Genomic DNA, 12,078 nt, shown 5'->3' with positions numbered 1-12,078 from the left:
GCAGCTTCACGCCATGACCGGCCTCTACGAGGCGGGTGACGGCGTGGATCTCGGCGGGCCCGTCGAGTTCCGCTCGGGGCTCGAGGTCGGCTACCAGGCCGATAACGGGATGCGGCTGAGCCTCGGGATCGACCACCGGTCGAACGCGGGGATTTACGGCACGAACCCCGGCCTCGAAACGGTTCACGTCCGGGTGTCCATCCCCACGAAATGATTGTCATCAGTGTCCAGTCTTGTGACGGCGTACCTTTTGTATAATGGGTCATCGACTTGGTCTATCCAGCAAGCTTAAGCCGTTAGGTGTAGGCGCAGCGAAAGCGAGTCTTAATAGGGCGTCGAGTTGGATGGATCAGACCCGAAACCGAGTGATCTAGGCATGACCAGGCTGAAGACAAGGTAACACTTGTTGGAGGGCCGAACCCACATCTGTTGAAAAAGATCGGGATGAGTTGTGCCTAGGGGTGAAAGGCCAATCAAACTCGGAGATAGCTGGTTCTCTGCGAAATCTATTTAGGTAGAGCGTCATCCGAATACCCCCGGGGGTAGAGCACTGGATGGGTAATGGGGCCCCACAGGCTTACTGATCCTAACCAAACTCCGAATACCGGGGAGTACTGGATGGCAGACACACCGCGGGTGCTAACGCCCGCGGTGGAGAGGGAAACAACCCTGACCTCCGGCTAAGGCCCCCAATTCGTGGCTAAGTGGGAAAGCAGGTGAGACGGCCAAAACAACCAGGAGGTTGGCTTAGAAGCAGCCATCCTTTAAAGATAGCGTAACAGCTCACTGGTCTAATCAAGCTGTCTTGCGGCGAAGATGTAACGGGGCTCAAGCCACGAGCCGAAGCCGAGGAGTGCGTATGCACTGGTAGCAGAGCGTAGTGTGACACAGTCTCGTTCCTCCTTGGCGGGTCCGCCCGCATTGGAGGAGAGAGGCTTTCGATGAAGCCGGGGCGCGAGCCATCCGGTGGAGAGATCACTAGCGAGAATGATGACATGAGTAGCGACAAACAGGGTGAGAGACCCTGTCGCCGAAAGTCCAAGGGTTCCTGCTTAAAGCTAATCTGAGCAGGGTAAGCCGGCCCCTAAGGCGAGGCCGAAAGGCGTAGCCGATGGGAACCAGGTTAATATTCCTGGGCCGGGAGGTGGTGACGGATTGTGACGGTTGTCCATCCTTATCGGATTGGATGGGCCGCTGATCAGTCCCTGGAAACAGCCCCTCCATCAGACCGTACCCTAAACCAACACAGGTGGACTGGTAGAGCATACCAAGGCGCTTGAGAGAACGATGTTGAAGGAACTCGGCAAAATACCTCCGTAAGTTCGCGAGAAGGAGGCCCAGTTTCTACGCAAGTATTGGCTGGGGGCACAAACCAGGGGGTGGCGACTGTTTACTAAAAACACAGGGCTCTGCGAAGTCGCAAGACGACGTATAGGGTCTGACGCCTGCCCGGTGCCTGAAGGTTAAAAGGAGGTGTGAGAGCACCGAATTGAAGCCCAGGTAAACGGCGGCCGTAACTATAACGGTCCTAAGGTAGCGAAATTCCTTGTCGGGTAAGTTCCGACCTGCACGAATGGCGTAACGACTTCCCCGCTGTCTCCAACATCGACTCAGCGAAATTGAATTGCCTGTCAAGATGCAGGCTTCCCGCGGTTAGACGGAAAGACCCCGTGCACCTTTACTACAGCTTCGCACTGGCATCAGGCACAGCATGTGCAGGATAGGTGGCAGGCTTCGAAGCAGGGACGCCAGTTCCTGTGGAGCCTTCCTTGAGATACCACCCTTGCTCTGCTTGATGTCTAACCGCGGCCCCTCATCGGGGTCCGGGACCCTGCGTGGCGGGTAGTTTGACTGGGGCGGTCGCCTCCCAAAGAGTAACGGAGGCGCGCGAAGGTTGGCTCAGAGCGGTCGGAAATCGCTCGTTGAGTGCAATGGCAGAAGCCAGCCTGACTGCGAGACTGACAAGTCGAGCAGAGTCGAAAGACGGCCATAGTGATCCGGTGGTCCCGCGTGGAAGGGCCATCGCTCAACGGATAAAAGGTACGCCGGGGATAACAGGCTGATACTGCCCAAGAGTCCATATCGACGGCAGTGTTTGGCACCTCGATGTCGGCTCATCTCATCCTGGGGCTGGAGCAGGTCCCAAGGGTACGGCTGTTCGCCGTTTAAAGAGGTACGTGAGCTGGGTTTAGAACGTCGTGAGACAGTTCGGTCCCTATCTGCCGTGGGTGTAGGATACTTGAGAGGAGTTGCCCCTAGTACGAGAGGACCGGGGTGAACGATCCACTGGTGGACCTGTTGTGGCGCCAGCCGCAGTGCAGGGTAGCTATGATCGGACAGGATAACCGCTGAAGGCATCTAAGCGGGAAGCCCCCCTCAAAACAAGGTATCCCCGAGGACCGTGGTAGACCACCACGTCGATAGGCCGGAGATGTAAGCGCAGCAATGCGTTCAGTTGACCGGTACTAATTGTCCGAAAGGCTTGATTTGATCCAGTAAAAGCCAGACATGGCCCGGGCGCCGAAAACACGCGCCCGACGGACCAAAAGCATACACTCAAAGTGTACACGACTTGGAAAAAACAGGGGCTTTCCCCGGTTTGGTGGTCATAGCAAGAGCAAAACACCCGGTCCCATCCCGAACCCGGCCGTTAAGTGCCTTAGCGCCAATGGTACTGCGTCTCAAGACGTGGGAGAGTAGGTCGCCGCCAAACCTGGAAAAGCCCCGCGTATCTCTCTTACGATCACGTCCCCAAAAAGGGACAAAAATTGCCGCGGGATGGAGCAGTCCGGTAGCTCGTCAGGCTCATAACCTGAAGGTCGTAGGTTCAAATCCTACTCCCGCAACCAAACCGTCCGAAAACACGCCAAGTACCCGCGCCATACTCTTGGGTGGCCACCGCGACCACGCCGTGATGCAGACGTCACGATCCCAAAACCACGCCCGAAACCGCCACATCACCAAGACAAACGACCCCGCGCGCGGCACCGTAACCGTGCCGGCAATCCCTTGGTCGGTCCGCCAGCCGTGAATTAGCGCCGGATGACTTTGAAATCGCCTTCACAACCGGCGTCCTGACACCCGCTCCCGAGTTGGTTCGGAGCACCATGGACCACCACGTCAAGGAGGCAGGTTTGGCGCCCGGTTATCCCGATACCGTGCCTTTTGACCGGCGTTTCACGATCTTCCTTGCCATCCGAAGTGTCAACAAGCATGGCCGGGATGCCCGGCAGTACTATGCGGCGCACAAGAAATGCGGTATGCTGTCTACAGAGCGTTGCAACGCTTGCCTACCTGAAGCCGCATGGACGGGATCAGTCATGCCCGAAAGGGGAGACATTTCCGAAAATGCCCTTGATCGGCAGGCGCGGGGAGCAGGGCCCCGCCACGCGGTCAGCCTCCCGGCGTGTATTGCATTGATCCGATGGGGCGTACCGTGCTTGCCTGCGGCCCCATGTCGCTTTCCGCGTCCTGAACGACCATTTCCACCGCATCACCGGTCTTCAGATCATCGAAGCGGCCGTCGATCACGCTGTTGCGATGAAAATAGATCAGCCGGTGGTCATTTGCCGTGATCTGGCCGAAGCCTTCGGCATGGTGGATTTCGGAAACCTTGCCCTGCAGCTGGCCCTCATGCGCCTTCACGTCGCCGCGCGCCTTCTGCTTGCGCCTCTTGAGCTTTCGCGACATCGCGGTGAAAGCATCCCGTATCGCGACGGCAAGATGCTCGTGCTCCGACGTCTGTTCCTGATGGTGATGCACGGCCAACTCGGTGCCCGGCACCCTGACCTCCACCGTGATCTCGTACAGATTGCCCTTGCGATGGCGCTTGTGGGGCGCCCGCAGGTGAACGCGGCAACTGGTTATGCCGGCGTGAAACGCTTCGAGCTGGTCCACCTTCTCCCGCAGTAACGTTTCGATCTCCTCGGTGTGCTCGACGTCGTGAAACGAGCATTCCAGCGGTATCTGCATCATTCTCTCCTTGCCGCCGCGTCGATGTATGCCCGCGGCCGCTCTCAGACCGGTACGGAGGCATGCCGCTGCGCGGCGCCGGCCGCGTTGACGTTGCGGGCGGCCTCTTCCAGACCTTCTTCACCTGCCTCGGTCTCGGCCCGCGTCACATGCCCGGCGCACCGCGAAAACAACTCGGCGCAATCCTCGATGTCCGCGGCGATCCTTTCCATCGAATGCGCCTGCCAGTCGGTGATCGCTTTTATCATCATCGTCGGGTCAGACGATCCGTTCCGCGCCACGTCGTGCGCGGCTTCCAGCGCCGTCCGCGTGGCGGCATGCCGCCGCTCGAACCAGTGTCGCGCGAATCGTTCGGTCTCGTTCAGGATGTTCTCCTGCGCCTCCCAGAAATGTTCGACCTGAGGGGCGAGCATCGCGTTCTGCGTCATCATGTCGGTCATCTGCCGCGTCATGTGATTGAGCGCCGAGGGGCCGGACTTGGATTTTGCCATGTGTTCGCTCCTGACAGGTGAGGTGGCTTGATCGCGATCTTGGCAGAGTGTCCGCATCCCGCGCCACAGGCGCATTAACATAAGTAAAGACACGCCAAGGCTGCTTCGGGATACCCTTTTACCAGAAGGCGAGAAACTTGATTCAAATCAATGAGGGTTAACGCACAGCAATCTACCACGGTCGAGGGGGGTGATGGCCCGATTCTTTTCTTGCATTTTTACGAGTGCCCCTGCCGAAAACTTGTACACTTGAGCTTATAAAAGGATAGGATTGTCATGTTTTCTGATCGACATTTCATAACGAAACCGGGTGGCATGCCCCTTGGATTTCCATCATCGGGCGACCGGGGCCATGCGACGCCTGTCGAGGCGCTGTTCGGGCGTCACGTGCGGCCGCTGCGTGCCGGCAGCACGCTCCTGCTGGAAGGCGACCGGAACGACACCATATTTTGCGTGATGACAGGGTGGTTGTCGCTGAGCAAGTCACTCTGCGATGGACAGGTCCAGATCATCGACTTCGCAATGCCCATCGACATCATCGATCCCGCCGCCGCCGACGGAACCACGTCGTGCGTCACGGTCGAGGCGCTCACCGACGGGGCGGTGGCGGCGATCCCCCATGCCAGCTGGGTCCGGCTGACCGAGGATTGGCCCGAAGCACGGCACGTCATGCGCAGCATGGATGCCGCAAGGGCCGCGCGCCGGGCCGAGCGAATGCTGCGCCTCGGCAAGGGGACCGCCGAGATGCGCATCGCCTATGCACTGCTGGAGCTTTGCATCCGGCTGGATCGTGTTCCGAACATGCCGTCAAACGATTTCCACGTGCCGCTGACACAACAGCAACTGGGCGATTATGTCGGGCTGTCGTCGGTTCATGTGTGCCGGACCATGCGCCGGATGGCCCGCAACGGCATCCTGACCATGAAGAACCACATGGACATCCGGATACTGGAGCCCGAGGCACTGGCCGAACTGGCAGGAATCATGCGTGAAGACTTGCGGCGCTGTATCCTGCCGTTCTGAAAAAGCGCCGCGTGCGCCGCATTTATCCGGCCTGTCGGTGCTCAGCGCGTTTCCACGACCTCGCCCAGCGTTTCGCCGGCCAGATGCTCTGAGACATCCTCGGCGATCATGTCGAGCGAGAAAAGACCGACAAGCTGTCCCGCCGCGTCGAGAACGGGCAGGTGACGGATCTGGTTGTCGCCCATGATCGCGGCAGCGTCCTCCACGCTTTGCGCTTCGTAGCAGACAATTACCGTCGTGGTCATCGACTCACTGACAACAACATCGCCCGGGAACTCGGCGGCGGCGATGGTGCGGATGGCGATATCCCGGTCGGTCAGCACGCCCACCAATGCCCCGTCATCATCGAGAACGCCCAGCATCCCGACCGCTTCGTCCCGCATGAGCCGCGCTGCCGCGTCGATTGTCGCCGTCGGATGTACGGTGACGGCTGGCTGCCGCATGATCGTGCCGACGGCTTTCTTGACGTCCTGAAATGCCAAGTTGCAGGATGTATCCGAATGGATTTCATTTTTGGCATTCATCCTGATTGAGCCCAATGACATATCCCCGGAACCGGATTTGAGTTTGCGTGCATGATGTTGGTTCGTACGCCGACGAAGTCAAACACATCCGGCCTTGCACAGCACCAGCTTGCCTTGAAACTGCTCTTAACCGCCTTAACCTGCGGCAACAACCTGAAAATGCACGGCGTGGGCGTGTGGCCACACCACCTGTCATCTTGAGGGAAACGAGTGCGGCGCGCATCCCGAGAAAAGCAACACGCGCCACGGCCGCGAGGATTGCCCGCCCTATTCGGACCATGGATGAACGTGAACGTCGCGCCCCGAATGGCCCTCGAGGATCTTGACCGCCAAGTCCTCCTTCACCTTGTCGGTCACACGCACCCACATCAGGATCCCGCCGTGGCGTATCTGGTTTTCGTAGTAATCCCTGTGCCGATGTCCGATGCGCCGCGCAAGCAATGCGCCGATGATTCCAGCCGGGCCGCCCCCGATCGCGATCGCGGCGATCGACGCGGCCAGCGTGCTGGCCGGTGTCAGCAACGCGGCCATCGCGATATAGGACCCCAGGAAGAAGAACCCGCCGGCGACCCCGCCTTCCAGCTCGCCCATGGCTTCCTCGGAAATGAATGTCGCGCGCGGCGCGTTCGGGTCATCCTCCAGTTCGGGCGCCTGCCAGAAGGCACGGCCCAGTTTTTCCTCCAGCACTTCCTGCCGGGCGAGGACGCTGATCTCGTCCAGCCGGAATCCCATCAACCGAAGGTCGTGGAACGCGGCCTTCAGGTCCGCCGCGCTGTCGAAAACACCGACGGCTTCGGGGATGTTGATGTAGGTCGTCTTCCTTTTCGTCGCGGATGTTTCCGACATGTGCGCCTCCTCGGGTTGTGTCGTCACCCCCTAGCGCCCCGTTTCGCCGCGGTCGTTGATTTGCATTAATGAGCGTGCGCTGCGCCGCGCCGTCACCGGGTCCGGCCCGCATTGTTTGACGAAGGTTAACGACCGCGCGGCGGGAACGCCCGAAACTGCGAACACCGTCCAGTCAAGGGGAGGAGACACGATGACCAAGCGGAGATTGAAATCATTCTGCGCGGTGGCAGTTCTGGCGCTTTCGCACCCGATAGCGGTATCGGCGCAGGAAATGGAGACCACCTTCGAGGCGCGCGCCGACGAATTCATAAATTCCTGCGCGTCCTGTCACGGCAGAGACGGCAAGGGCGCGGGCTTCCTCACGCGGGTTTTCAAGGGGGTCGATCCGGGTGACCTGACGATGCTGGCAGCCAATAACGGCGGCGAATTCCCCGTCGACGAGGTGTTCGCCGTCATCGACGGCCGCGCCGACATCGCCGCCCACGGCGACCGCCAGATGCCCGTGTGGGGGGATCGCTACATGGATCAGGAATTCTACAAGTGGGGGCCGGACAGGATGAACGCCGAACGCGTCCGGCACCGGATACTGGAACTCGTGCATTTCCTGCAGTCGATCCAGCAATAGCGGCACGCGCCCGGCCTGTCCGACGGTCACGGTGCCCGGCGCGGCAGGGCCGCACCGGGCGGGGTGTCAGAACTCGGTGTCCAGCCTGACATAGAACGTGCGCCCCGGTTCGTTCACCTGCGTGACGGCCGGATCGAACAGGTTCGACCGGCTCAGGTGATTGGCATATGTCCGGTCGGTCACGTTGTTCACGCCAGCCTTGATGACCGCGTTCCGGTGCATCTCGTAGCTGCCGAAAAGGTCCAGCGTGGCATGGCCATCGGTCGTTCCCGGGTCGCGGGACGGGTCGATGCGGTCCTGTTCGGCGGCCCAGTTCAGCCGCGCACCCGCGCGCCAGCCGTCGTGCCCATAGGCGACCGAAACCCGCCCTTGCAGCGGCGGGATCTGCGCAAGCGCGCGGTTGTCGCTCAGGTTCTCGCCGTGGGTCCACGTGGCATCGCCCCGGATCTCGAGGCCGCCACGCGTCCAGCCGCCGGACAGTTCGACACCCGACAGCCGGGCATCGACATTGCGATAGGTCGTGACACCCGCGACCGAGAACTGGTCGCGCAGGATGTAGTCATCCACCCAGTCCGCATAGGCCGCGGCATTCAGGTAGGCGTCACCCCGGTCCCACTGCACCCCGAAGTCGAGCTGATGGTGCTTTTCCGGGTCGATGTCCGGGTTGCCCACCCAGTTCATGCGCGCCATGGCCCGCTCCGTCGCGTCCGCCGTCCGGACCGAGCGTGAAAGCCCGGCAAAGACTTTCGTGTTGGCGTCGAGCGCGTATTCCAGCCGCGCCAGGGCGCCGAAATTGTGTTCCTCGCGCATGGCGTTGAAATCAGTGCCGTACTGCATGGTATAGTAGCTGTTCGGCGTGCGCCCCCCGTCGAGCGCCGGCGCGACATTCGCGGCACCGGCGCTTGCCTCGACGTAATCGTACCGCGCCCCCAGTGTGAGGGCCGTTCGTTCGGACAGGTCCGTTTCCGTTTCAAGGTAAAGCCCGGTCTGCGCGATCGTCACGTCCGGCCAAAGCAGGAACCGCGCCCGCGACGGGTCCGCCGCCTCCAGCAGCGGAATCATGGACGCCATGCCGGCATAGGCCGTGGCCAGCCGCTCGTTGGACCTGAAATCAACGCCCAGCTTGGCCTGTGTCGCCCCGAAGGCCAGGTGCGCCTCCAGCTTGCCGCCCGTGGTGTCCGACGTCGCGGGCGTGCGCATCACCATGCCGCCCGCGGGACGAAGTGAATAATTGTCCATGACGTGATCGACCGTGCTGAGGTAAAGGTTGCCCTCGATCCGCGTCAACGCCCCGGCATCCATGTCGACACCGCCGCGCAACCGGTAGACGAATGTCTCGTCCAGCGGGCTGTCCATCCCCGCCCCGGGGAACAGGACATCCTCGGCCAGCGTGTAATCCACGTCGAAGGCCAGATCGACGCCCTGACCGACATAGCCGACCGTGACGCCCGCGCCGGTTTCCTCGTAGGCGCTGCGCACGGTCCGGCCCGAGCCGTCGGTGTAATTGTCGGCCGACTTGCGCTCGGCCGCGCCTTCCACGTAGGCGCCGCCCCCAAGATCGAGCGTGAAGTCGCCGGACACCTCGCTGCCGGTGCCGTTGGAGCCACCCCCGGCCGAGAAACTGCCCGAGAAGGCATCACCGGTTTCCAGTTCGGGCGCTTCGCGTTCGAGGATCACCGTGCCCCCCGACCCGCCGGCGCCATGCGTGACGCTGGCATAGCCTTTCTCGACGATGATCGTGTCGGCGCGGTTCAGCGACGCGGTACTGGTGGGCGGATCCATGCGATTGGGACAGGCCCCGTAGGTGAACGACCCCGTGTCGATGATGTTGAGCTGGGTCTGCTGCTGTCCGCGGATCACCAGTTCCAGCCCGTGTCCGCCCATGCGCCCCGACGTGACGCCGGGCAGTTCGCGCAGGAACGCGCCGCCATCCGAAACCGGCGCGGTGTTCATGTCGCCGGGGGCGACGATGCTGGTCATTGGCCCGTCTTGTCGGGCGGGGGCCACCACCTCGATGGCGTCGAGCGTGAAAGCCGCATCCGCCATGATATCCGTCTCCGCGGAGGATTGTGCCAGTGCCGCCCCGGACAGGGAGCACAGCAATGCTGTCGGCGCGGCAAGCTGCGCCTTGTTGTGTCGAAACATTATCTTGAACCTTCGATCTTGTGTGCCGTTGAGCGCGCGACGCCCAATCTGGCGCCGGCGCCTTGTCATGGCGCGCGATGCGCGCCCGGAATCAGGATCAAAAGTTCAGTGGCGGGGCGCGGATTGCGTAATTGCCGCGGGCCGGTCTGCCGGTGTCCTGCGACGCGGTGACAGGATAGAAACGGATACCCGCCATGTCCGCGGCGATCGCGGCGCCCGTCGCGGGTTCGGGAATACCGCCAACTGCCAGAACGCAGAAAGGGCACTTGACCGCCGCGCCCGGCTCGGGCGTTCCGCCGCTATCGCCCCGCTCAGGATCGACGGTGACCGTCCGAAGACCGTCGGCGCCGCAGATCACCATCCGCAACGTCTCGGCCGCCGAGGCGCCGCGGGCGGGCAGGAACGCCGTCGCGATCTGGACCGCCATCACGACGGCCAGCAAGCCGGAAACGACTGCGCCCGGCCGTAACTTGATCATGCGACATACGGTCATGGCGTCGCATATCACCCACCACAACGGCCGCAAGCAAGCACGATCAGCTTTCCCGGCCTCTTGCGGGCTGCGTCAAATAAGCGCCTCCTCGCCCGCAGGCCCGCTATGAGCCGACGAAACCGCCGGTCGCCGGAACAGCCACCGTGAAACCCGAAACCGACGCGATACCCACGCGAAACGGACCCTCGCGCAAGCCCCGGACTCCGGTGCGCCAGCCTCAGGCCCGCGTCAACATTTGCAACAGCCCCGGCAGGTCGCGCGTGGTGACCACGTCCTCCGGCGGAGGCCCGCCGCGCCCCGCCTGATCGATACCAAAGCGCATGTTCCCGAGGCCCGCGCCGACCAATCAGGCGGCCCGTCGGACGCCGACATTTGCACGTGAAGGTCGCCCCGCACGTGGTCCAGCGTGACAGGTCCAAGCAGCTCGCGCGTCTCTTCGGCCTCGATTTCACCACGATCCTCGCGCAGCGCGGCGCGCAAACCGGTTGCAACGTCGTCTCTGGCGCTCTTCCGTCCCGCGCACCCCCACCGGTTGACGGAAGTTAAGGCAACCACCTGACGACCGGGGCATAGTCGGGCACAAACGGCTGCACGGCATGACACGGTTGAGCCAAGAAGGACATGATGAGCCAGCACGTGATGGAAAAGCAGACGGTATTCGTCGGTGAGAAACGTCTGGAGGGGTTCCTGCGCCTGCCAGATGACCCGGTGGGGTTCGTGATCTTCGCCCACGGCGCAGGCAGCAGCCATCGCAGCACGCGCAACAATTTCGTCGCCGAGGAGCTGGCAAGACGCGGGATCGGTACGCTGCTTTTCGACCTTCTGACCGAAAACGAAGCGGCCAGTCGCGCGAATGTCTTTGATATCGCCTTGCTCAGCCGGCGGATGCTCGACGCGATAGAATGGGCAAAGCACAACCCGGCCACGGCGTCCCTGCCGGTCGGCCTTTTCGGGGCCAGCACGGGCGCCGCCGCGGCCCTCGTTGCTGCCGCGCAGGACCCGGCCAGAGTTCATGCCGTCGTGTCGCGCGGCGGCCGGCCCGACCTGGCCGGCACGGCTTTGCCCGAGGTCAGGGCCCCGGTCCTGCTGATCGTGGGCGGCGCGGACCATCAGGTGATCGACCTCAACGACCAAGCCGCGCAGCGCCTGTCATGCGCTTTCGCGGTCGAGATCGTGCCCGGCGCGACCCACCTTTTCGAGGAGCCGGGCACGCTGGAACAGGTGGTCGAGCTGGCGGGTGACTGGTTCGAAACGCGGCTTGCAGGCGCGGAACGGGCTCCATGACCCGTTTCCTCAACCGCAGCGAGGCCGGGAAAGCTCTTGCACTGGAAATCGCCGCACAAGGCCTCGAAGACCCGGTCATCCTCGCCTTGCCGCGCGGCGGCGTCCCCGTGGGCATTGAACTGGTCCGTGAACTGCGGGCACCGATGGACCTCGTGATGGTGCGCAAGATCGGCGTTCCCCGGCAGCCCGAACTGGCCGCCGGGGCCGTGGTGAACGGCGATGATCCGCAGATCGTCGTCAACGAAACGATCGCCGTACATGCCGGCCTTTCCGAGGATGACATCCAGCACCTCGCCGAAACGCAGCTGGAGGAGATAAAACGGCGCAGGGACGTCTACGTGAAAGGGCGCGCCACGGTACCGGTGGAAGGCCGGACGGCCATCGTGGTCGATGACGGCATTGCCACGGGCGCGACGATGCGCGCCTCGCTCAGGGCGGTACGCAAGCGACGGCCCGCGAAACTCGTCCTCGCGGTCCCGGTCGCGGCGCCGGATACGCTGGAACGGCTGAGTGCGGATGTCGATGCGGTATTCTGCCTGCTCAAGCCAAGGTCTCTTTACGCCATCGGAGCGCATTATGTCGATTTCGGCCAGACATCGGATGCCGAGGTGACCCGCCTGATGGACGAGGCCGAAGCCCTGCTTCGCCCAGACCGGACCGGCGACGGCTGAGGCC

The 12,078-nt window shown here is 62.5% G+C and carries 10 protein-coding genes, 1 tRNA gene and 2 rRNA genes; 7 read left to right on the top strand and 6 right to left on the bottom strand.

Annotated features, from left to right (window positions below; all coding sequences use genetic code 11):
- Window positions 1–91 precede the first annotated feature (91 nt).
- From ACH107_RS12515 to ACH107_RS12505, 3 genes are all read left to right on the top strand, one after another.
- Window positions 92–2,490, top strand: a 23S ribosomal RNA gene (locus ACH107_RS12515).
- A 108-nt stretch (window positions 2,491–2,598) separates the two neighbouring features.
- A 5S ribosomal RNA gene (gene rrf, locus ACH107_RS12510) occupies window positions 2,599–2,713 on the top strand.
- Window positions 2,714–2,772: 59 nt separating this feature from the next.
- Window positions 2,773–2,849, top strand: a tRNA-Met gene (locus ACH107_RS12505).
- A gap of 544 nt (window positions 2,850–3,393) precedes the next feature.
- On the opposite strand, the gene ACH107_RS12500 is transcribed toward ACH107_RS12505, so the two are convergent.
- Window positions 3,394–3,972 carry an HPF/RaiA family ribosome-associated protein gene (locus tag ACH107_RS12500; protein ID WP_412506139.1) on the bottom strand — a complete coding sequence of 193 codons (579 nt, stop codon included), beginning with the start codon at window positions 3,970–3,972 and terminating at the stop codon, window positions 3,394–3,396.
- 44 nt (window positions 3,973–4,016) lie between these two features.
- Complete coding sequence (locus tag ACH107_RS12495) at window positions 4,017–4,463, bottom strand: hypothetical protein (RefSeq protein ID WP_412506138.1); 447 nt, start codon at window positions 4,461–4,463, stop codon at window positions 4,017–4,019.
- 276 nt (window positions 4,464–4,739) lie between these two features.
- Between ACH107_RS12495 and ACH107_RS12490 the strand changes: the two genes are divergently transcribed.
- Window positions 4,740–5,486, top strand: coding sequence for a Crp/Fnr family transcriptional regulator (locus tag ACH107_RS12490; RefSeq protein WP_412506137.1), 747 nt, complete (start codon window positions 4,740–4,742; stop codon window positions 5,484–5,486).
- Between the two features lie 41 nt (window positions 5,487–5,527).
- On the opposite strand, the gene ACH107_RS12485 is transcribed toward ACH107_RS12490, so the two are convergent.
- Together ACH107_RS12485 and ACH107_RS12480 are read right to left on the bottom strand one after the other, a co-directional pair.
- Window positions 5,528–5,968: a CBS domain-containing protein gene (locus ACH107_RS12485; protein WP_412506136.1), complete on the bottom strand. Its 441-nt coding sequence runs from the start codon at window positions 5,966–5,968 to the stop codon at window positions 5,528–5,530.
- A gap of 309 nt (window positions 5,969–6,277) precedes the next feature.
- Window positions 6,278–6,856: a hypothetical protein gene (locus tag ACH107_RS12480; RefSeq protein ID WP_412506135.1), complete on the bottom strand. Its 579-nt coding sequence runs from the start codon at window positions 6,854–6,856 to the stop codon at window positions 6,278–6,280.
- 190 nt (window positions 6,857–7,046) lie between these two features.
- Between ACH107_RS12480 and ACH107_RS12475 the strand changes: the two genes are divergently transcribed.
- On the top strand, window positions 7,047–7,481 hold the full coding sequence (locus ACH107_RS12475) for a c-type cytochrome (RefSeq protein ID WP_412506134.1): 435 nt from the start codon (window positions 7,047–7,049) through the stop codon (window positions 7,479–7,481).
- A gap of 66 nt (window positions 7,482–7,547) precedes the next feature.
- On the opposite strand, the gene ACH107_RS12470 is transcribed toward ACH107_RS12475, so the two are convergent.
- Both ACH107_RS12470 and ACH107_RS12465 read right to left on the bottom strand, forming a co-directional pair.
- Complete coding sequence (locus ACH107_RS12470; RefSeq protein ID WP_412506133.1) at window positions 7,548–9,626, bottom strand: TonB-dependent receptor domain-containing protein; 2,079 nt, start codon at window positions 9,624–9,626, stop codon at window positions 7,548–7,550.
- Window positions 9,627–9,723: 97 nt separating this feature from the next.
- Window positions 9,724–10,104 carry a DUF2946 family protein gene (locus ACH107_RS12465; RefSeq protein ID WP_412506132.1) on the bottom strand — a complete coding sequence of 127 codons (381 nt, stop codon included), beginning with the start codon at window positions 10,102–10,104 and terminating at the stop codon, window positions 9,724–9,726.
- Between the two features lie 639 nt (window positions 10,105–10,743).
- On the opposite strand from ACH107_RS12465, the gene ACH107_RS12460 reads away from it, so the two are divergent.
- On the top strand, window positions 10,744–11,403 hold the full coding sequence (locus tag ACH107_RS12460; RefSeq protein ID WP_412506131.1) for a dienelactone hydrolase family protein: 660 nt from the start codon (window positions 10,744–10,746) through the stop codon (window positions 11,401–11,403).
- Window positions 11,400–12,074 carry a phosphoribosyltransferase gene (locus ACH107_RS12455; RefSeq protein ID WP_412506130.1) on the top strand — a complete coding sequence of 225 codons (675 nt, stop codon included), beginning with the start codon at window positions 11,400–11,402 and terminating at the stop codon, window positions 12,072–12,074. The genes ACH107_RS12460 and ACH107_RS12455 overlap by 4 nt, the downstream gene beginning before the upstream one ends.
- Window positions 12,075–12,078: the final 4 nt, after the last annotated feature.

This window comes from Roseovarius halophilus (ex Wu et al. 2025), assembly GCF_047086965.1.
Note: the sequence above shows the minus strand (reverse complement) of the source record. Positions and strands in the feature narration are given on the sequence as shown.

What these genes read in the sequence shown, in the direction of transcription:
- ACH107_RS12470 (WP_412506133.1), bottom strand. Translation starts at nt 9,626, where the DNA reads ATGTTTCGACACAACAAGGCGCAGCTTGCCGCGCCGACAGCATTGCTG.
- ACH107_RS12455 (WP_412506130.1), top strand. Translation starts at nt 11,400, where the DNA reads ATGACCCGTTTCCTCAACCGCAGCGAGGCCGGGAAAGCTCTTGCACTG.
- ACH107_RS12475 (WP_412506134.1), top strand. Translation starts at nt 7,047, where the DNA reads ATGACCAAGCGGAGATTGAAATCATTCTGCGCGGTGGCAGTTCTGGCG.
- ACH107_RS12460 (WP_412506131.1), top strand. Translation starts at nt 10,744, where the DNA reads ATGAGCCAGCACGTGATGGAAAAGCAGACGGTATTCGTCGGTGAGAAA.
- ACH107_RS12495 (WP_412506138.1), bottom strand. Translation starts at nt 4,463, where the DNA reads ATGGCAAAATCCAAGTCCGGCCCCTCGGCGCTCAATCACATGACGCGG.
- ACH107_RS12465 (WP_412506132.1), bottom strand. Translation starts at nt 10,104, where the DNA reads ATGATCAAGTTACGGCCGGGCGCAGTCGTTTCCGGCTTGCTGGCCGTC.
- ACH107_RS12490 (WP_412506137.1), top strand. Translation starts at nt 4,740, where the DNA reads ATGTTTTCTGATCGACATTTCATAACGAAACCGGGTGGCATGCCCCTT.
- ACH107_RS12500 (WP_412506139.1), bottom strand. Translation starts at nt 3,972, where the DNA reads ATGCAGATACCGCTGGAATGCTCGTTTCACGACGTCGAGCACACCGAG.
- ACH107_RS12480 (WP_412506135.1), bottom strand. Translation starts at nt 6,856, where the DNA reads ATGTCGGAAACATCCGCGACGAAAAGGAAGACGACCTACATCAACATC.